The sequence below is a fragment of the Pseudomonas sp. TH43 genome, assembly GCF_016650635.1.
GTDB lineage: Bacteria > Pseudomonadota > Gammaproteobacteria > Pseudomonadales > Pseudomonadaceae > Aquipseudomonas.
The window spans coordinates 223,635-243,801 of record NZ_JAEKFI010000001.1 but is presented as its reverse complement, the minus strand read 5'-3'; the positions used below and the strand labels follow the sequence as shown (position 1 = coordinate 243,801).

19 protein-coding genes are annotated in these 20,167 nt (G+C 58.2%); 8 read left to right on the top strand and 11 right to left on the bottom strand.

Annotation, left to right across the window (positions count from 1 at the left end; translation table 11 throughout):
• Positions 1-6: 6 nt before the first annotated feature.
• The 6 genes from JFT81_RS00990 to JFT81_RS00965 all read right to left on the bottom strand — a co-directional run bounded on the left by JFT81_RS00990 (position 7) and on the right by JFT81_RS00965 (position 5,561).
• Positions 7-786, bottom strand: coding sequence for an amino acid ABC transporter ATP-binding protein (locus tag JFT81_RS00990; protein WP_201225601.1), 780 nt, complete (start codon positions 784-786; stop codon positions 7-9).
• Between the two features lie 2 nt (positions 787-788).
• Positions 789-1,565, bottom strand: a complete 777-nt coding sequence (locus JFT81_RS00985; RefSeq protein ID WP_201225599.1) for an amino acid ABC transporter permease — start codon at positions 1,563-1,565, stop codon at positions 789-791.
• A gap of 11 nt (positions 1,566-1,576) precedes the next feature.
• A complete protein-coding gene (locus JFT81_RS00980) occupies positions 1,577-2,383 on the bottom strand; it encodes an ABC transporter substrate-binding protein (protein ID WP_201225597.1) in 807 nt (268 codons plus the stop codon).
• A 79-nt stretch (positions 2,384-2,462) separates the two neighbouring features.
• A complete protein-coding gene (locus JFT81_RS00975) occupies positions 2,463-3,131 on the bottom strand; it encodes a GntR family transcriptional regulator (RefSeq protein ID WP_201225595.1) in 669 nt (222 codons plus the stop codon).
• A gap of 30 nt (positions 3,132-3,161) precedes the next feature.
• Positions 3,162-3,311: a hypothetical protein gene (locus tag JFT81_RS00970; RefSeq protein WP_201225593.1), complete on the bottom strand. Its 150-nt coding sequence runs from the start codon at positions 3,309-3,311 to the stop codon at positions 3,162-3,164.
• 123 nt (positions 3,312-3,434) lie between these two features.
• On the bottom strand, positions 3,435-5,561 hold the full coding sequence (locus tag JFT81_RS00965) for a TonB-dependent siderophore receptor (RefSeq protein WP_201225591.1): 2,127 nt from the start codon (positions 5,559-5,561) through the stop codon (positions 3,435-3,437).
• 300 nt (positions 5,562-5,861) lie between these two features.
• Here JFT81_RS00965 and leuC point away from each other — a divergent pair, with 300 nt between their 5' ends.
• Positions 5,862-7,283 (top strand): 3-isopropylmalate dehydratase large subunit, encoded by a 1,422-nt coding sequence (gene leuC / locus JFT81_RS00960; protein ID WP_201225589.1) that lies wholly within the window; start codon positions 5,862-5,864, stop codon positions 7,281-7,283.
• Positions 7,284-7,286: 3 nt separating this feature from the next.
• Positions 7,287-7,892, top strand: coding sequence for a 3-isopropylmalate dehydratase small subunit (gene leuD / locus JFT81_RS00955; RefSeq protein ID WP_201225587.1), 606 nt, complete (start codon positions 7,287-7,289; stop codon positions 7,890-7,892).
• 52 nt (positions 7,893-7,944) lie between these two features.
• Here leuD and JFT81_RS00950 read toward each other — a convergent pair whose 3' ends face one another.
• The 4 genes from JFT81_RS00950 to JFT81_RS00935 form a co-directional block, all read right to left on the bottom strand.
• The gene (locus tag JFT81_RS00950; RefSeq protein WP_201225585.1) at positions 7,945-8,862 is read right to left on the bottom strand and encodes a LysR substrate-binding domain-containing protein; all 918 of its coding nucleotides are present in this window, start codon (positions 8,860-8,862) and stop codon (positions 7,945-7,947) included.
• A 184-nt stretch (positions 8,863-9,046) separates the two neighbouring features.
• Positions 9,047-10,231 carry a sugar transporter gene (locus JFT81_RS00945; RefSeq protein ID WP_201225583.1) on the bottom strand — a complete coding sequence of 395 codons (1,185 nt, stop codon included), beginning with the start codon at positions 10,229-10,231 and terminating at the stop codon, positions 9,047-9,049.
• Positions 10,232-10,444: 213 nt separating this feature from the next.
• Positions 10,445-10,729: a hypothetical protein gene (locus JFT81_RS00940; protein WP_201203446.1), complete on the bottom strand. Its 285-nt coding sequence runs from the start codon at positions 10,727-10,729 to the stop codon at positions 10,445-10,447.
• Positions 10,730-10,795: 66 nt separating this feature from the next.
• The gene (locus JFT81_RS00935) at positions 10,796-11,224 is read right to left on the bottom strand and encodes a hypothetical protein (protein ID WP_201203441.1); all 429 of its coding nucleotides are present in this window, start codon (positions 11,222-11,224) and stop codon (positions 10,796-10,798) included.
• A gap of 61 nt (positions 11,225-11,285) precedes the next feature.
• On the opposite strand from JFT81_RS00935, the gene JFT81_RS00930 reads away from it, so the two are divergent.
• From JFT81_RS00930 to JFT81_RS00905, 6 genes are all read left to right on the top strand, one after another.
• Positions 11,286-12,209, top strand: coding sequence for an HTH-type transcriptional regulator ArgP (locus JFT81_RS00930; protein WP_201225582.1), 924 nt, complete (start codon positions 11,286-11,288; stop codon positions 12,207-12,209).
• 265 nt (positions 12,210-12,474) lie between these two features.
• Complete coding sequence (locus tag JFT81_RS00925; RefSeq protein WP_201225580.1) at positions 12,475-12,822, top strand: DUF4190 domain-containing protein; 348 nt, start codon at positions 12,475-12,477, stop codon at positions 12,820-12,822.
• Between the two features lie 16 nt (positions 12,823-12,838).
• The gene (locus tag JFT81_RS00920; protein ID WP_201225578.1) at positions 12,839-13,291 is read left to right on the top strand and encodes a DUF805 domain-containing protein; all 453 of its coding nucleotides are present in this window, start codon (positions 12,839-12,841) and stop codon (positions 13,289-13,291) included.
• 267 nt (positions 13,292-13,558) lie between these two features.
• Positions 13,559-14,812 (top strand): multidrug efflux RND transporter periplasmic adaptor subunit MexE, encoded by a 1,254-nt coding sequence (gene mexE, locus JFT81_RS00915; RefSeq protein WP_201225576.1) that lies wholly within the window; start codon positions 13,559-13,561, stop codon positions 14,810-14,812.
• 15 nt (positions 14,813-14,827) lie between these two features.
• On the top strand, positions 14,828-18,007 hold the full coding sequence (locus tag JFT81_RS00910; protein ID WP_201225574.1) for an efflux RND transporter permease subunit: 3,180 nt from the start codon (positions 14,828-14,830) through the stop codon (positions 18,005-18,007).
• Positions 18,004-19,425 (top strand): efflux transporter outer membrane subunit, encoded by a 1,422-nt coding sequence (locus tag JFT81_RS00905; RefSeq protein ID WP_201225572.1) that lies wholly within the window; start codon positions 18,004-18,006, stop codon positions 19,423-19,425. The genes JFT81_RS00910 and JFT81_RS00905 overlap by 4 nt, the downstream gene beginning before the upstream one ends.
• Before the next feature lie 326 nt (positions 19,426-19,751).
• Here JFT81_RS00905 and trbK read toward each other — a convergent pair whose 3' ends face one another.
• Positions 19,752-19,925 carry an entry exclusion lipoprotein TrbK gene (gene trbK / locus JFT81_RS00900; protein WP_201225570.1) on the bottom strand — a complete coding sequence of 58 codons (174 nt, stop codon included), beginning with the start codon at positions 19,923-19,925 and terminating at the stop codon, positions 19,752-19,754.
• Positions 19,926-20,167: the final 242 nt, after the last annotated feature.

Sequence of the window (20,167 nt, the reverse complement as noted above, 5' to 3'; positions counted from 1 at the left end):
TGAATGTCACAGCACGCGGCTGAGGAACGCTTGGGTACGGGGATGACTGGGGTGACTGAAAATCTGTTCCGGCGGCCCTTGTTCGATCAGTTCGCCCTGATCCAGCACCACCACACGGTCGGCAACTTCGCGGGCAAAACCCATTTCGTGGGTGACCACGACCATGGTCATGCCCTCCTCGGCCAACTCCTTCATCACTTGCAGCACTTCGCCGACGGTTTCCGGATCGAGGGCGCTGGTGGGTTCGTCGAACAGCATGGCCTGAGGTTTCATGGCCAACGCTCGGGCGATGGCCACCCGCTGTTGCTGGCCACCGGAAAGCATCGAGGGATAATGCCCGGCCTTCTCCGCCAGCCCGACACGCTTGAGCAGCGCTTGCGCTTGCTCGACGGCGGCCTTGCGCGGCACGCCCAGCACCTGAATCGGCGCTTCGATGATGTTTTCCAGGGCAGTCATGTGCGGGAACAGATTGAAGCGCTGGAACACCATGCCGATGTCGCGCCGCTGACGGGCGATATTGCGCTCCGAATCGCGCACCAGACTGCCGTCGGCCCGGGTGCGGTAGCCCATCGGCTGACCACTGACGCGGATCTGTCCGGACTGAATGTCTTCGAGCAAATTGATGCAGCGGATGAACGTGGTTTTACCCGAGCCCGAGGCACCGATCAGCACCACCACTTCACCGCGTCTAACTTGCAGGGAAATGCCTTTGAGAATCTGTAGATCACCGAAAGACTTATGGATGTCCAGCGCCTCGATGATCAACTCGTCACTTTTGTGCGCCATGGTTATCGTCCCCTGAGCATTTTCAAAGTGCTGCGACCGAACATGCGACTAGAGGCCGGCGGTGGCGACGATGGTCGTTCCGACTGACCGAAACGCTTCTCCAGCCAGCGCTGGAAGAAGCCCCACAGTGTGGTGAGCAAGAGGAAATAGATGGCCACGACGAGGTACAACTCGAACACACGGAAGGTCGCCGAGGTGACCATTTGCGTACTGAGCAGCAACTCCTGCACACCAATGACACTGACCAGCGTGGTGTTCTTGAGCATCACGTTGAACTCGTTGCCCAGCGGCGGCACGATGACCCGGAACGCCTGCGGCAGAACGATACGGCGCATCAATTTGGCGAAGGTCATGCCGAGCGAGCGTCCGGCCTCGTATTGGCCCTTGTCCACGGCGCCAATGCCGGCACGGATGATCTCGGCCATGTACGCGCCTTCGTTGAGGCCCAGAGCAATGATTGCCGCCTGAATGTTGCCGGGGATCACCAGCCCGAACAGTTCGATGTCTTCAAAGCGGAAAATCCCGCCGGCCGCCAGTGCGGTATAGAGGAAGACAATCTGCACCAGCAACGGCGTGCCGCGCATCAGCCACACATAAAAACGCACGGGAAGATGCAACAAGGGGTTCTTCGACAACCGCAGCAATGCCGCCGCCAGCCCCAGAGCACAACCGAGCAACATCGCCAACACGCTGATCACACAGGTCAGCCATAATCCGGTGAGGTACACCCCGCTGGGCTGCAACAGGTACTGCCAGAACACATCCCAATTGAAGTTCATCAACGCTTACCTCAATCGAGAGTATCGCTGGAGACGTGCCATTTGCTCAGTAACTGGGTGTAGCTGCCGTCACTGCGCATGTCACTGATCACCTGCTGCACCGCAGCGCTCAGTTGTGCATCGTCCTTGCGAATACCCAGCCCGGTGAGGATCCGACTGAAGGCCGGCACGCCTTCCTCGAACAGGTCCGGAGCCATCGCAGCGTAATAACCGGCGGTCTCGACGGTGGTGCCGTAGGCGTCGACCTGATTGATACGCAGCGCTTGGAAGGCATCGGTGTCGGTGTTGTAGACCACCAGTTTCATCGGTGGCTGGCCGGCCTTGCCGAGCGTTTCATTTTCGGCATCGAGCAGAGTCTTGATGGTCGAACCGTTGAGCACCGCAATCTTCTGGCCGGACAGGTTCGCCAGGGTCTTCAGGCCTTTCGGATTGCCCTTGGGCACCACCACCGCCTGACTGGAATACATGTAGTTGACGATGTCGATCACCTCACGACGCTCAGGCTTGTCGAACAGCTGATCGACGATCATGTCGCACTGTTTGGCGAGCAGCGCCGGCAGCAATCCGGAAAAGGGAATGACCCGCCATTCGACTTTCTTGTCACCCAGGCGCTTGGCGATTTCCAGGCCGAGGTCGACCGTCAGGCCCTTGGGTTTCTGCGCTTCATCGAAAGACACCAGCGGCGGTGAATCCATGCCCGAGCAGTACGTGAGTTTGTCGACCTTGAGCAGGCGCTCCGGCACGGTCGGCGCGGCGACCGCCCACTGCGTGCAGAGCCCGAGAGAGATTGCCGCCATTAACAGGCGAGACTTATGCATGACCAGACACTCCAGTTCGGTTAGTAACGGGGCAGTACTCAAAGTCAAAACACCGGCAGGCTCATGGCCCGCTCTACAATTATTTTTCTGTTTGCAGAAACTTGATCAACTCGGGAACCGTGCCTTCGATGTGCTCACGCACCACCACTTCTGCTTTGGCGGCATCGCCCGCGCGAATGGCGTCGAGGATCACCGCGTGTTCCTGACGCGCACTCAGCGGTTTTTCCACGTGTTGCAACCAAAGGCGCATCGGCGCCTCAATCAGCGAATAAAGCGCACTGATCTGCTTGAGTAATCGCGGGCGGCCACTGAGGCTGCACAGGTACTCATGGAACTTGCGATGACGGCTGACCCACGCCGCGCTTTCGTCGCGGTAGTCGTCCATTTCATCGAGCAATCGCTCCAGCGCCGCCAACTGGCGATCGCCGATCTTCGGCACCGCAATACGAATCGCCAAGCCTTCGAGGGCGCTGCGCATCTCGAAGACTTCGTGCATTTCGTCGATGTCCAGACCACTGACAATTGCCCCGCGATTGGGCCTTAGCGTCACCAGTCCCTGCGCATCGAGGCGGCGAAAGGCTTCACGCACCGGCATACGGCTCATGCCGATTTCGCTGGCAATGTCCTCAGCGATCAACCGGTCGCCGTTGCGGTAACGGCCACCGCAGATGCCTTCCAGCAAAAAGTTGTAAGCCTCCTCCTCAGCGGTCACTGGTTGGCGGTCGGCGTAGGCAGGAGCGATTTGCATGAGTGGCACCTTTTGATTTTTTGTATCCAATTATCCACGGATACGAAAAAGCAGAATGCGTGCCAGATTGCGTCGGAACAGCTCAAGCGACTGATTTGAAATGAGATCGGGGAAATATTGCTGGGGATGATGCATCGGATTCTCTGGCAGCCACGCGACAATTGCTACTTGATTGCTCATTGCGAGCGCCAGAAAGGTGCAGAACGGTAGCGCGTAACAATACCCATCGCTGCTTGAACAAATGGCAGCGTCAGGAGATATGGCGCAGAACATGGCTGTTCCGCGCCATAACCCCAGGCAACTTTACAGGGTGTAGGAAATACCGACCTGCACCGTACGCGGCGCCCCCGGATAGGCGTAGACGTTGCCGAAAGCGCCCTCCTCATAGTCCGCGTTGCCAACGTTTTTCACATCAAGGTTGAGCCTGACCTTGTCGTTGACCTTGTAGTAGCTGAGCAGGTCGACAACGGTGTAGCTGCCCATCGAGAACGCAGTGTTCGCCGTTTGTCCGGCACGCTCATCGACGTATTTCAGCCCCGTGCCAAGCCCTAATCCTCTGAGTGCGCCATCCTGAAACTCGTAAACGTTGAGCAGGCTGAAGCTGTTTTGCGGAATGTTCATCAGACGGGTGCCGGACTTGATGGCATTGTCCTTGGTCACTTCGGCATCGACGTAGGCGTAGCCGCCGATCACGCGCCATTGCGGCGTCAGGTTGCCAGCAACGTTGAGGTCGAAACCACGGCTGCGCACTTCACCGGCAGCGACACTGAAGGTCGAATCGACAGGATCGGTAGTGAGCACATTGCGCTTTTCAATCTGATAGATCGCGGCATCGACGCTCAGTTGGTTGTCCAGCGCTTGCCACTTGACGCCCAGTTCATAGGATTTGCCTTTTTCCGGCTCAAACCCACCGCCCTCGCGGCTGGCACCGGTATTGGGTTTGAACGAGCGTGCGGTGTCGGCGTAAATCGCTACGGTGTCTGTCAGGTCGTAGGTCAGCCCGATGCGTGGCGTCACCGCATTGTCGCTGGCCTGCCAGTTTTTGCTGCCTGGCACATACGTTTCGTAGTCATGCTCAAAGCGCTCGAAACGTGCGCCCGCCAGGACTTTCAAACGCTCGGTCAGGGCCACTTGATCCTGGACGAACGCCGCGTAGGTCTTGAGGTTTTCTTTGTCGTGGGTCGGGGTTCGGGTCAAGGCTGGACGCGGCTGGCCATACACCGGGTTGAAGATATCGATCGGATACGCACTGACCGCGCCGCTGGAGCGCTGGATGATCGACTTGTAGTCGTAATCCTCGTATTCGACGCCAGTGAGCAACGTGTGATCGAAACCGCCGAGGGTGAAGTGGCCAGTGAGGTTGAGCTGGGTATCCTTGTCGGTCCACTCCAGCTTGCGATAGTTGAAGTTGCGGCCCAGGGTGCGTCCGTCGGCGGCGATACCATTGGCTTCGATGGCATTGCCTTGCAACGACCCGTCCAGCCATTGGAATCCGCCACCCAACGTCCAGTTGTCATTGAGCAGGTGCTCAAAACGCAACTGCGCCATGTTGTTGTCGTTGTGCAACTTGCCGACGTCTTTTTCACCGAAGAAGGTGTCACGGGACGCCGTGCCGATTTGTTTGGCATAGCGCGTCACACCGCGGTCCAGCGGGTGATTGTTGCGCATGAAATCACCTTCGAACGTTATCCTGGTGTCGTCGGTGGCCTGCCAGCTCAGCACCGGCGTCACGCCGTAGCGCTCGGTTTCGACGTGATCACGGAAGGTGTCGCCGCCCTCTCCCACTACATTCAGGCGATAGGCCAGACGCCCTTCTTCATCCAGCGGGCCGGAGGCGTCCAGCGTTGCGCGCTGCATCCCCTGATCATCGAGTTGGCTACCCAGTGTCACAGTCGGTACGGCCAGAGGCTGTTTGGAAACCACGTTGAACGTGCCGCCCGGATCTCCGCGGCCATAGAGCATGGTCGCCGGACCGCGCAGCACTTCAAGGCGTTCGATGGTGTTGGCGTCAGGCATGTTCGGGTAACCGCGATTGATCGGGAAACCGTTGCGATAAAACTCGCCGGTGGTGAAGCCGCGCACCGTGAAGGTGGTCAGGCCCTGCCCCCCGAAGTTGTTGGCACGCCCGACCCCGCCGGCGTAATCGAGGGCGTCCTGCAAACGGGTTGCGCTGATGTCCTCGACGGCGTCTTTGGTCACTACGCTGATGGACTGAGGGGTTTCGTGAATGGAGGTGTCGGTGCGTGTTGCGCTGGCCGAACGGGTCGCTCGATACCCGGTCACCGGCCCTAGCGCGGTCTCATAGTCTGCAATGCCGACAATGTCGGTTGCCTGCAATTCCAGGCTGGCTTGGTCAGGGCTGGCTTGTTCAGCCCAAGAGGAAGCGGAAAACGCCTGAAGCACACACATAGAGACCAGAGTACGACGCATCTAGGAAACCTTGTGAAAAGAGCCAAAAGGGATGGCATACGAGCCAACAAATCGCGGCGCATGGTATAGCAACTCGCTAGCATTTGATATGTATTCGCATTCGTATTTTTGAGCGCGGCGCCCTGAATTTCGAGCTCTGCGCCCTGCTCACCTGCTCAGTGCATCTAATTGTTCACGATACGTGCGCAACGCCTTCGCTTTACTGCTCTTGATGAAGCATTCGAGATGAATATGCTGTTCATCAGTGACCCCTGATCTCGCACAAGACATCTCGCACAAGACCCTGAAAGAGCCCACTTCATGAACAGCCCCAGAACGCTCTACCAGAAGCACATCGATAGCCACACTGTCTGCCCGCTCGATGATCAGGGCCATGTGCTTCTGTACATCGACCGTCAGGTCGCCAACGAATACACCAGCCCGCAGGCGTTCAGTGGTTTGCGTGAAGCAGGTCGCAACGTCTGGCGCCCGAGTGCAACGCTGGCGGTCGTCGACCACGTCAACCCGACGGCTGCGGTGCGAACCAAGACGATGCCGGACGCCGGTGGCGCACAGCAGGTTGCGTATTTCGAAAAGAACTGCCGTGACTTCGGGATCGAATTATTCGACGTGCTAGACAAGCGCCAGGGCATCGAGCACGTGGTTGCACCCGAACAAGGTTTTATATTGCCGGGGATGGTGGTCGCCGCCGGTGACAGTCACACCACGACGTACGGTGCGTTGGGCGCATTCGGTTTCGGCATCGGCACTTCTGAAATCGAGCATCTGCTGGCATCGCAGACCCTCGTATACAAGCGCCTGAAAACGATGCGGGTGACGGTCGACGGGATACTCGGCGCCGGCCTGACATCCAAGGACATCATCATGGCGCTGATCGAAAAAATCGGCGCATCAGGTGCCACGGGCTACGCGATAGAGTTCGCTGGCCCAACGATCGCAGCCCTCAGCGTCGAAGCCCGAATGACCATTTGCAACATGGCGGTGGAAGCCGGCGCACGCGGCGCATTTATGGCGCCCGATGACAAAGTCTTCGCTTACCTGCAACACAGGCCACGCGCGCCGCAAGGCGAGTTGTGGGAAAAAGCCGTGGCCAAATGGCGAGAGCTGCGCAGTGACGACGCGGCGATTTTTGATCGCGAAGTGACACTCGACGTTCAGGCGCTGGAGCCGATGGTCACTTGGGGCACCAGCCCCGATCAGGCAGCGCCAGTGGGCGGTCATGTGCCAGACCCGGCGACTCAGCCCGACCTTATTCTTCGCCAAGGCATGCAGCGCGCGCTGGACTACATGGGGCTGACGCCAGGCATGCCGCTGAGCGACGTGGTGATCAGCCACGCCTTCATCGGCTCATGCACCAACGCTCGAATTGAAGATTTGCGCGACGTCGCTCGCGTGGTTCGTGGCAAGCGTGTTGCCGCGCATGTTCGCGCCATGATCGTGCCCGGCTCAACCCTGGTGCGCAATCAAGCGGAAGATGAAGGCCTTGCGCAGATTTTCCTCGACGCCGGTTTTGAGTGGCGCCAATCCGGCTGCTCGATGTGCCTGGCCATGAATGACGACGTGCTCGCACCGGGTGATCGCTGCGCCTCCAGCACCAATCGTAACTTCGAAGGACGTCAGGGCGCGGGGGCACGCACCCACCTGATGAGTCCGGCCATGGTTGCCGCGGCGGCAATAAGCGGGCATTTGACCGACGTTCGCTCTTTCGTTTTGGAGGCTTGAACCATGCAACCTTTCGACACTGTCAGTGGCAGCGCTGCGCCATTTCTGGCGGCCAACATCGACACCGATGTGATCATGCCCAAACAATTTCTCAAAGGCATTGATCGCCTGGGATTGGACAAAGGCCTGTTTTTTGATTTGAGGTTCCTCGAATCAGGGGCGCCGAATCCGGCCTTCATCCTCAACCAATCGGCCTGGAGCGACGCGGCGTTCTTGGTGGTCGGGCCTAATTTTGGTTGCGGTTCGAGTCGCGAGCACGCCGTTTGGGGTTTGAAGCAGGTGGGTATCCGGGCGCTGATCGGCACCCGTTTCGCCGGCATTTTTTACGACAACTGCCAGCGCAATGGCGTACTGGCCATTCAACTGTCTGAGGCCCAGTTCAGCCAGATTGCCCGGCTTGTCAGCGTCGCCGCAACGGCAACGATCAGCGTCAACTTGCCCGAGCAGACCATCCACCTGGCCGACGGCTCAGTGATTGCGTTCGAGATCGAGCAGTTGCGCAAGCAGTCGCTGCTGCTCGGCCTCGATGCCATCGGCACCACGCTGCAACGTGCAGAACAAATTCGCCATTTTGAAGCTCGACACCTGGCGGAAAATCCCTGGCTGTAACTGCACGCAGGGTATTGGCGGTGGATCAGTTGTTCGATCTGCCGCCCCCGTCTCAGTCCACAGAAAGATCGCGAAAATACTCTTCAAGAAACTCGACGCAGACCCGCAGTTTTGCCGACTGGCTGAGTCGCGTCGGGTAGACCGCCCACACGTTGGCACTCTGCGAATATTCGTGAAGCACCTGCACCAGCCGGCCTTGTTCCAGCATCGGTTTGACGTCCCACATCGACCTCAACAGGATCCCGCCGCCGCTCAATGCCCATTCGAGGACGATCTCGCCATTGTTAGAGGACAAAGGGCCGCTGACACGCACCGATTCTTCCTGATCATCCTTTGCCAGAGTCCACACGCCGAAAGCGTTATCGCGCTCTTTCAGTACCAGGCAATCATGCTCTTTCAGGTCATCGAGTGAGCGCGGCATGCCCCTGCGCTTCAGATAATCCGGCGTCGCACACAACACCCGCCGATTGCTCACCAGTTTGCGCCCCAGGTGCTGACCCGGCAGGTCATCGCCCACGCGTATCTCCAGATCAAAGCCTTCACCGACGATATCGACGACCCGGTCGAACACGTCGAGACGAATGTCGAGTCTGGGGTAGGTCTGCGACAGTTTGCACAGCGCCGGGGCAACGTGATTGCGGCCAAAACCGAAGCTGCTGCAAATATGCAGAGCGCCCGTGGGCTGATGCCGCGCCTGGGATATTTCGCCAAGAAAGTCGTCGAGGTCCCCGAGCAACTTTTCTGCCCAGCGCCGCACCCGCTCGCCGTCATCGGTCAGTGCGATACGGCGTGTTGTGCGGTGCAGCAACTTGGTAGACAGCGTCGACTCCAGGATGGAAATACGCTTGCTGATGTAGGCAGGGGAAAATCCCAACGCTTGGGCCGCACTCGCAAAGCCATTTTTTTGTATGACGGTCAGAAAGACCTTGAGGTCTTCGGGCAAGGGAAATTGATCACGATTTGTGTTCATGCGACTCATGATTCCGCTATTCATCTCATTATTGAAGAACAATAGCATCGATCTACCGAGCGGTAATCAGCCTCTGGTTCACCTTGAGGCCTTCAATCTTCGACAAAAACAACATGCGCAATAACGTGATGAGCAGGTCTATGAGCCGTCTCTGAAAATCGATTTGCCGTCGAGCAACGGCGGCTTAAACCGCAGCCCCGCCGCTCTTCAATCGATAGATCGACAGGCAGTAGAACGACAGCGCCAATGCCGCCAGCATGCCGCCAACGATCCCGATGTATGCGAAACCGAACTGGCCGCCGACCCAACTGCCAAGCAATGCGCCGCCGCCAATACCTATGTTGTAGATCCCGGAAAACATCGCCATCGCCACATCCGTAGCATCCGGCGCCAGCACCAGCACTTTCGACTGCAACGCCAACCCGAACCCCATGATCGCCATCCCCCAGAACAGGCTCAGCGCGCCCAAGTACGAGACCTTGCCATTCAGTGGCAGGAGCAACATCAGGCACACCGCAATCAACACCACGCAGACGATCAGAAAACGCTGCGGGCTAAACCGGTGCAACCCGCTGAACAGCAGCGATCCGACGATACCGGCACCGCCGAACAACAGCAGAATAAGGGTGACCGAATCGCCGCTCATGCCGGCCACTACTTCAACGAAGGGTTCGATGTAGCTGTAGGCGGTGAAATGAGCAGTCACCACCATCGCCGTGAGGACGTACACCGCCACCAGCGCGGGACGTTTGAACAGTATCGGCAGGCTCCTCAGCGAGCCCGAGTTCTGGCTGGGTAACAACGGCAGAACCCTGGTCAGGCAAAGCACCAGCGCGGCGGCCAGTCCGGCAATGACCATGAAGGTCGTGCGCCAACCCATGGCCTCGCCCAGCAGTCGGCCGAGAGGAATCCCCAGCACCATCGCCAGCGACGTACCGGTTGCCAGCAAGCCCAAGGCCTGCACCTGCTTGCCCGGTGGTGCCAGTCGCACCGCCAGCGAAGCGGTGATCGACCAGAACAGCGCATGCGACAACGCCACGCCGATCCGGCTGACCAACAGCATGGCGAAGCTTGTCGCCAGACTCGACAGAATGTGGCTGACGATGAACATCCCGAACAGCACGATCAACAGCTTGCGTCGCTCGATGTTGCGCGTCAGCAGCATGATCGGCAGCGACGTCAGCGACACCACCCACGCATAGATGGTCAACATCAGGCCGACTTGTGCCGTCGACATGTCGAAGCTGCTGCCGATCGCACTTAATAGCCCTACCGGCACGAACTCGGTGGTATTGAACACAAACGCGGCGAGTGCCAAGGCAATCACCGCGTACCAATTTCCGTTACTTGTTGCTGAAGGATTGCTCATTGAAAAGTCGTATTACTCTCGATGATCGTCTGCATTTGTGCCCAGGCGATCGGTGCCCAACTGTCGGTTTAAGATTCACCCATTGCCGAAAAGCATCACACGACAGGTGGTTCGAGGTCGACTGTACCGTAAAAAAATCCTCACTTGTCCCGCAGCAACGACACTCTGGATGAGCGCATGGGAGTACTCATCCAGCCCAGAGTCGTGCGCTACTTACTGACCGTCGTAGCCTTTGAGGCGCATGCAATCGTTGGTCAGGTCGACCTGTTTTTCCGCAATGACGATGCCATCACCGACGGCACTGCCCATGCCGTGGGTTTTATCGTTGGCCGCCGGTGTCGAGTGGTAACTCGCGGTCGCCGCTTTCGCCTGGTACTGGCACTGCGCTTGATCGTGCTGGAGTTCAGCAGCCGTTGCGCCTGGCCGGGACCAGTCACGAACAGACGTTACACAGGCACTCAAGAGTGCCGCGAATAAAACAACAATCAGGATCTTCATGGTTTCACCGCCGATTAATCAAAGGTAGCAATAGGTTTGGACTGACTCGGATGGCATTGAGGGCGATCACTTGCAAACGAACGTCACGCTGGCCGTTTCACTCGCCGGATCGCCCGGCTGGCGCGATTGCACATCAAACTCACCGATTTGCTTGCCGAACGATGCACACTTCTTGTTGGCGCCATTCAAGGCCAACTGCCGAGCCCCTGAGTGCGCGTGGTTCGACAATGGTGCAGGCGTAGACGCTTGATATTCATAAGGCCCAAGCCTCAAGTCGTGGGATTGCCAAAGATAGTTGCCGACCAATGCGACAGCGCTCACGGCAATAATCATATTGAGTTTCATGGCAAGTATCGGACGCTGGACATTTGATTCCTCATAACGCTCACCCTTGGGGTTCAGTAACGCATCAATGCTGTCATCCGCCGTTTCGATGACACTGGGCGGCGTGTTGCGCTGTCGCCGTGACGGAATGATTGAGGAGTTCAGTGTCAAGGTGAAGAAAAACGAAGTATCTTTCAGTCTCGATTAGAAAAACTTAACGAGAGCCACGGCCATGCAACTCGATGCGAAACAGATGCAGGCATTCCTCGCCGTGGTCGACAGCGGCAGTTTCGAACAGGCAGCGGAGCGCCTTAACGTCACGCCGTCAGCGGTGTCGCAACGGATCCACGCCCTTGAAGTTCGTCTGGGCAGCTCAGTGGTTGTACGCGGACGACCGTGCGAACCGACTCAGACGGGAAGAAAACTGCTGCTCTATCTGCGCCGCGCGACGGTGCTCGAAGAAGAACTGCTCAACGATCTGACCGATGAAAAAGATCACCTGCGTGTGGTCATCGCGGTCAACGGCGATACCTTGGCGACATGGTTCTTTCCTGCACTGGCCGACATATTCGTCAACGAGAGTATTTTGCTCGACGTTGTGGTCGACGATCAGGATCACACCTACGCGTTGCTCGAAAGTGGTCAGGTCATCGGCTGCATCGGTACGCGCTCAGAGCCGATGCGCGGCTGTTTCGCCGAACTGTTGGGGTCGATGCGCTACCAATTGGTCGCCTCGCCTGCTTTTGAGCAGCGCTGGTTTGCCAAGGGTCTGAACCGAACGGCAGCGCGCAAGGCACCGGTATTTGCCTATTCACGCAAGGACACCCTGCAATCCGATTTCATGCAGTCGCGCTTCGGCCTGCACGCGGACGCCTACCCTACTCACTACCTGTCCCTTCCAGAGGCGCGACTGAAAGCCATACGCCGTGGTCTCGGTTATGGAATGGTGCCGCACATGCAAGTCAGCGATTTGTTGAAAAATCGCGAACTGGTCGATCTGGCACCGGAGCATTTCACCGATGTTGAGCTTTATTGGCATGCCTGGGCTTTGCAGTCACCGCGCATGGAGGCACTTTCCGAGCGCGCGGTGCACGCGGCACGACGCATGTTGAGCAGCAAGGGACCGGTCAAGCGTTCCACAGTCCCGAAGAAGTGAATTCAGCAGTCGCCCAATCCGGTCTGTACGGCGTTTATGGCGCACCACGTAATGTCATGACCCGTTTCAAATACAACTTCCGACGCCGTGCAAACAGGCGCACCCAATAAGGGATGCGCCATGTTTTGCGGTTATTCGTACAGGCGTTTACACCTAAAACACGATAATGGCGAAGTGCCGGATGACAAATCTGGTAATAAAGTTTAATTTAGCGCCGCTTCGACCGATGGATGGTCGAGGATTTCGCACTCAGTTAAGGAAAACGATGGCAATGGTCTATTGTCGTGCTTGCGCCAAGGAACTTCACGAAACGGCGCCCACCTGCCCCCAATGCGGGGCGAGCCAACAGGCCGTCGTGCCGCCTCAAGTAGCCGGTTCGCCGTGGCTGGCCATCGTTTCGTTGGTTTTAGGCATTCTCTGCGTACTCAGCCTGTTTGATGATTCCGAATGGGACAGGGATACGCTCGCCGGTTTGAGCGTTTTCGCTGTTGCCGGTCTCATCTGCGGCATCATCAGCATCAACAAAAGAAACTCTGGAAACAATCTCGCAATCGCCGGCGTTATCTTGTCGGGCATGGCTGCGTTGGTGTTTCTAGGGCTGTCGATTGATTAAATTTTAGGGAAAAAATATGAGCATGGTTTTCTGCCGCGGTTGCGCCAAGGAAATAAGCACGTTGGCCGTGGCTTGCCCACAATGCGGCGCGCCTCAAGCAACCCAACAGTCCAATGTACAGGGCCCCGCTATTTCGACGGGTAACCCTTACGTGGAAGCGTTGAAGAACTATGTCGTGTTTCAGGGCCGTGCCACTCGCCGTGAATACTGGATGTTCTTTCTGATCAACCTGGGCATCTCCATTGTTATCGGTGTTCTCGATGCACTGCTGAAAACCGGCGGCATCCTGTACAACGTGTACAGCCTGGCGCTGTTCCTGCCGAGCCTGGCCGTTGGCGTACGCCGTATGCACGACACTGATCGCAGCGGCTGGTGGTTGTTGCTGCCAATCGTCAACCTGGTGTTCCTGGCGCAAGACAGCCAGCCGGGCCCGAACCGCTTCGGTCCGAACCGCAAAGGCATCAACTGATAGACATCGGCATCTAGCTGATCGAGACGGCCTTCATGGCCGTCTCTTTGTTTCTGGCATCCGGATTTGCACCGGTACTTGCCACGCAACACATCATGAAACTTTCATCACGGATATTGATAGCACCCTAACGAAAGGTGCATGCTAGAGGGCTCGGTTTGGTCTTATATCATTCCGAATGATAGTTACCTTTGCTTCATTCGATTCGTGCCATCACACCCCGCCGAGCATCATCCGCCCATCTTCAATACATTGGCGGATGCATCCATGGAACAGTCACTTAAACATTTGCGCTTCCCGTTGGCCCTGTTGGCCGTACTGGTGATGAGCGCTTGCGGCAAGACTCCGGAGACTGCCGCCACCCAACCAGCTGCCAAAGTCAGCGTGGCCAAGGTGCTGGAACAACCGGTCAACGAATGGGACGAATTCACCGGCCGCCTCGAAGCGCCGGAAACCGTTGAAATCCGTCCACGGGTCTCCGGCCAGATCGACGACGTCGCCTTCACTGAAGGCGCATTGGTCAAGAAAGGTGACCTGCTGTTCCAGATCGACCCGCGTCCGTTCCAGGCCGAGGTTCGCCGCCTCGAAGCCCTGGTCGCGCAATCTCGCGCCAATGCCACTCGCAGTGAAAACGAAGCAGGACGCGGTGAGCGTCTGCGTGCCAGCAACGCCATCTCCGCCGAACTCGCCGACTCGCGCACCAGCGCCGCTCAAGAAGCCCGCGCCGCCGTCGGTGCCCTGCAAGCGCAACTGGATCTGGCCAAACTTAACCTGAGCTTCACCCGCGTCACTTCGCCAATCAGCGGTCGCGTCAGCCGTGCCGAGATCACCGCCGGCAACCTGGTGACCGCCGACACCACGGCCCTGACCAGCGTGGTTTCCACCGACAAGGTTTACGCCTACTTCGACGCCGACGAGCGTGTGTTCCTCAAATACACCCAACTCGCCCGCAACGGTCAGCGCGGGGCAACGACGCCGGTGTACATGGGCCTGTCCAATGAAGACGGCAACCCGCACCTCGGCCAAATGAACTTCGTCGACAACCAGGTCAATCCGAAAACCGGCACCATTCGTGGTCGCGCGGTGTTCGACAACAGCGACGGCACCTACACCCCGGGTCTGTACGCACGGCTGAAACTGGTCGGCAGCGGCACCTACAACGCCATGCTGATCAACGACGAAGCCGTCGGCACCGACCTCGGCAAGAAATTTGTGCTGGTAATGGATGGCGATAATAAAACCACCTACCGCGCCGTCGAACTCGGTCCGAAAATCGAAGGCCTGCGCATCGTCCGTACCGGCCTGAACAAGGACGACACGATCATCGTCAAGGGCCTGCAACGGGTACGTCCTGGCTCACCGGTCACTCCTGAAGTGATCCCGATGGCCAGCGAGCAAACCATCGCGGCACTCGCTCAACAACGTCAAGCGCTGGAAGCCAGCAACCTGCCCAAAATCGCCCCTGCCAAAGGTGCGTCCGGTGCGGTTGTGAAGCTGGCTGCTACGACCCCACGCGGTTAAGGGACGACAACTCCGATGAATTTTTCCCAATTCTTCATTTCACGGCCGATCTTCGCAGCGGTGCTGTCGCTGTTGATCCTGATCGCCGGTGCGATCTCGCTGTTCCAGTTACCGATCAGTGAATACCCGGAAGTCGTGCCGCCAACCGTGGTGGTACGTGCCAACTTCCCGGGCGCCAACCCTAAAGTCATCGGTGAAACCGTGGCCGCTCCCCTGGAGCAAGCCATCACCGGCGTCGAGAACATGCTGTACATGTCCTCGCAGTCGACCGCTGACGGCAAGATCACCCTGACCATCACTTTCGCCCTGGGCACTGACCTGGACAATGCGCAGGTGCAGGTGCAAAACCGGGTGACGCGCACCGAGCCGAAACTTCCCGAGGAAGTGACGCGCATCGGTATCACTGTCGACAAGGCTTCGCCCGACCTGACCATGGTTGTGCACTTGACCTCCCCGGACAAGCGCTACGACATGCTCTACCTGTCCAACTACGCGATCCTCAACATCAAGGATGAGCTGGCTCGTCTGGGTGGTGTGGGTGATGTGCAGTTATTCGGTATGGGTGACTACTCGCTGCGCGTGTGGCTCGACCCGAACAAGACCGCTTCGCGCAATCTGACCGCGACCGATGTGGTCACCGCGATTCGTGAGCAGAACCGTCAGGTGGCGGCCGGTCAATTGGGCTCCCCCCCTGCCCCGAATGCCCAGAGCTTCCAGCTGTCGGTCAACACTCAGGGCCGTCTGGTGACTGAAGAAGAGTTCGAGAACATCATCATTCGCGCAGGCGACAACGGTGAAATCACTCGGCTCAAAGACATCGCTCGCGTCGAACTGGGTTCCAGCCAATACGCCCTGCGGTCGTTGTTGAACAACCAGCCCGCCGTGGCGATCCCGATCTTTCAGCGCCCAGGTTCCAACGCCATCGATATCTCGAACGAAGTTCGGGCGAAGATGGACGAGCTGAAAAAAGGCTTCCCGCAAGGCATGGACTACAGCATCGTCTATGACCCGACGATCTTCGTGCGCGGCTCGATTGAAGCGGTGGTTCATACCCTCTTCGAAGCACTGATCCTCGTGGTGCTGGTGGTGATTCTGTTCCTGCAAACCTGGCGCGCCTCGATCATTCCATTGGTGGCGGTGCCGGTATCGTTGATCGGTACGTTTGCGGTGATGCACCTGTTCGGCTTCTCGCTCAACGCACTGTCGCTGTTCGGTCTGGTACTGGCGATCGGTATCGTGGTCGACGACGCGATCGTGGTGGTGGAGAACGTCGAACGGAACATCGAACTCGGACTGACACCGGTCGAAGCGACCAAACGGGCGATGCGTGAAGTGACCGGCCCGATCATTGCCACGGCACTGGTGCTGTGTGCGGTGTTTATCCCGGCGGCCTTCATCTCCGGCCTCACGGGTCAGTTCTACAAGCAGTTCGCACTGACCATCGCGATCTCGACCGTAATCTCGGCGTTCAACTCGCTGACCCTGTCGCCAGCACTGGCCGCTGTGTTGCTGAAAAGCCACGATGCACCGAAAGATCGGTTCTCCAAAGTACTCGACAAGATCTTCGGTGGCTGGTTGTTCCGTCCGTTCAACCGCTTCTTCGACCGCGCCAGTCATGGCTACGTCGGCACGGTTGGCCGGGTTATCCGCAGCAGCGGCATCGCTTTGTTGCTGTACGCAGGCCTGATGGTGCTGACTTTCTTCGGCTTCGCCAACACCCCGACCGGTTTCGTGCCTGGCCAGGACAAGCAGTACCTGGTGGCTTTCGCCCAATTGCCGGACGCGTCCAGCCTGGATCGCACCGAAGACGTGATCAAGCGCATGTCCGACCTGGCCCTGAAACAGCCAGGCGTGGAAAGTGCCGTAGCGTTCCCGGGCCTGTCGATCAACGGTTTCACCAATAGCCCGAACGCTGGCATCGTGTTCGTGACCCTGAAACCCTTCGACGAGCGTAAAGACCCGAGCATGTCCGCCGGTGCGATTGCCGGTGCCTTGAACGGCCAGTTCGCGAATATTCAGGAAGCGTACATGGCGATCTTCCCGCCACCGCCGGTACAAGGTCTGGGCACCATTGGTGGTTTCCGTCTGCAAATCGAAGACCGGGGCAACCTGGGCTACGACGAGCTGTACAAAGAAACCATGAACATCATCAACAAGAGTCACAGCGTCCCGGAACTGGCTGGCCTGTTCACCAGTTACACCGTGAACGTGCCGCAGGTCGATGCCGCCATCGACCGTGAAAAAGCCAAGACCCACGGCGTCGCCGTCAGCGACATCTTCGACACCCTGCAGATCTACCTGGGTTCGCTGTATGCCAACGACTTCAACCGATTTGGCCGCACCTATCAGGTCAACGTTCAGGCCGAGCAACAGTTCCGCCTCGAATCCGATCAGATCGGTCAGCTGAAAGTGCGTAACAACAAAGGCGAAATGATCCCGCTGGCGACCTTCATCAAGGTCAGCGACACCTCGGGGCCGGATCGCGTGATGCACTACAACGGCTTCATCACTGCTGAAATCAACGGTGCCGCAGCTCCGGGCTACAGCTCTGGCCAAGCGGAAAAAGCCATCGAGAAACTGCTCAAGGAAGAACTTCCGAACGGCATGACCTACGAATGGACCGACCTGACCTACCAGCAGATTCTGTCCGGCAACACCGCGCTGTTCGTGTTCCCGCTCTGCGTACTGCTGGCGTTCCTGGTGCTCGCCGCTCAATACGAAAGCTGGAGCCTGCCACTGGCGGTGATCCTGATCGTACCGATGACCCTGCTGTCGGCCATCACCGGTGTGATCGTCTCGGGCGGTGACAACAACATCTTCACCCAGATTGGTTTGATCGTACTGGTGGGACTTGCCTGTAAGAACGCGATTCTGATCGTCGAGTTTGCCAAGGACAAACAGGAAGAAGGTCTCAACCCGCTCGCTGCGGTACTGGAAGCCTGCCGTCTGCGTCTGCGGCCGATCCTGATGACCTCCTTCGCGTTCATCATGGGTGTGGTGCCACTGGTGTTCTCCAGCGGTGCCGGTGCCGAGATGCGTCACGCCATGGGTGTGGCGGTGTTCTCCGGGATGCTCGGGGTGACCTTCTTCGGTCTGTTGCTGACGCCAGTGTTCTACGTACTGATCCGTAACTTTGTTGAACGCGGCGAGCAGCGCAAAGCGGCCAAGGCCCTGAAATTGGAGGCGCAACAATGAGTCTGAAAGTCTTCCTGCCGAGTCTGCTGGTACTGGCCCTCAGCGCCTGCGCCGTCGGCCCCGACTACAAGACCCCAGCCACGGAGGCGGCCAATATCACCACCGCCACCGACGGCGCCGCCGGGCAAAAGAACTTCGACCGTTCGAAATTCGAAGGCATCTGGTGGCAGCAGTTCGATGACCCGACCCTCAACCAGTTGGTCACGCAATCGCTGCAAGGCAACCGTGAACTGCGCGTAGCGTTCGCTCGCTGGAAAGCCGCCCGGGCGATTCGTGACGACGTCAGCAACGACGCGATGCCGACCATCACCAGCCGCGCCAGCAGTGATCTGGCCAAGGGGCAAATCCCTGGCCAGACCACCAAACGGGTCAACAGCGAACGCTATGACCTGGGCTTGGACATGGCCTGGGAACTGGACTTGTTCGGGCGTATCCAGCGCAATCTGGAGTCGGCCGACGCCGAGCAGCAAGCGGTCGAAGCTGATCTGTACCAACTGCAAGTCACCATGATTGCCGAACTGGTGGACGCTTACGGTCAACTGCGTGGTGCGCAACTGCGCGAAAAGATCGCCGTGGCCAACCTGAACAATCAGGTCGAGTCACGCAAGATCACCATCAGCCTGCGTGACGCCGGCGTCGGTGATCAGCTCGACGTCGAACGTGCCGATGCACGCCTGGCCTCGGTCGAAGCCAGCGTGCCGCAATTGCAGGCCGAGCAGGTTCGGCAGAAAAACCGCATCGCTACCCTGCTGGGTCAGCGTCCGGACAAACTGACCGTCGACCTGAGTCCAAAAGACTTGCCGGCGATTGCCAAGGCCTTGCCAATCGGTGATCCGGGCGAACTGCTGCAACGTCGTCCGGACATCCTCAGTGCTGAACGCAAACTGGCTTCGGCCACGGCGCGCATCGGCGTAGCCAAAGCCGATCTGTTCCCGCGGGTCAGCCTCAGCGGTTTCCTCGGCTGGACGGCTGGGCGTGGCTCGCAAATCGGTTCTTCGGCGGCCAACGCCTGGGCGCTGGGCCCGAGCATAACGTGGGCAGCGTTCGACCTGGGCAGCGTGCGCGCACGTTTGCGCGGCGCCGATGCTGACGCCGAAGGCGCGCTGGCGACCTATGAGCAGCAAGTGCTGCTGGCCCTGGAAGAGTCGGAAAACGCTTTCAGTGATTACGGTAAACGTCAGCAGCGTCTGATCTCGCTGATCCGTCAGAGCGAATCGAGCCGCAAGGCTGCTGATCTGGCCGAGATTCGCTACCGCGAAGGCACTACCGACTTCCTCGTGCTGCTCGACGCACAGCGTGAACGTCTGAATGCCGAAGACAGCCAGGCCCAGGCCGAAGTTGATCTGTATCGCGGCATTGTCGCGATCTACAAAGCCCTTGGCGGTGGCTGGCAACCGGAGACCGTCGCCAGCCAGTAATCGATTGTTAAAGAGCTCCTTTGGTTGGCCGCAACCAACCAATTTTTTGCCCCGCGTATCATTCGGTCGCGGGGCTTTTTTATGGGCGCGAGACTGAGATTTTTTTCGCTGTGCTGCGCGACTACCGCACCTTGCGCAGGAGAAAGTGCGACAACGCCGGAACGCCGTGGCTGCGGTCATTACCAGCTTCGGTGCAGTTTTTTCTTCCGCCCATCGCCCCGACGATCCAGCGGCGTTGCGCCGTTTGTCCTCAGTTGGTAGAGCCACTCCGGGCTTAGTGGCAAGGGTCTTCCCGACAAATAAGTTGAAGGCCTTACCGAGCCGGCCTAAGGCGTTTGACGCTTAAGGCAGGCTTCGATGAAGTCTGTGCGTTTCTGGTTGTCCGGCAACTTAAGAAAGTTATCTGGCGCACAGTTTTCCGCATTGACTTCGTAGGGATTACCACAACCGCAAAGAATCAATAGCGATAAGGCCAATAAGGAAATAGTTCTGACAACCATACTAAGCCTCGTTCTTGATTAATCAGCGTCGTTTGAGACTACTTCAACTTGACAACTAGTCCAGCCCGCCAGTGCGTGGCGTGCCAGTTGGCATCTGAAGCGTCAGAACGTGTTGTAGCGCCAGTAATACAACCGCTCTCGACTGAAAATTTATTACTGGTCATTTCAAAATTACTGCCTACGCTCATCGCGGGGGATCCAAATAAGAGGTGATCGGGGAGATCATCATCGGGTGTTAACGC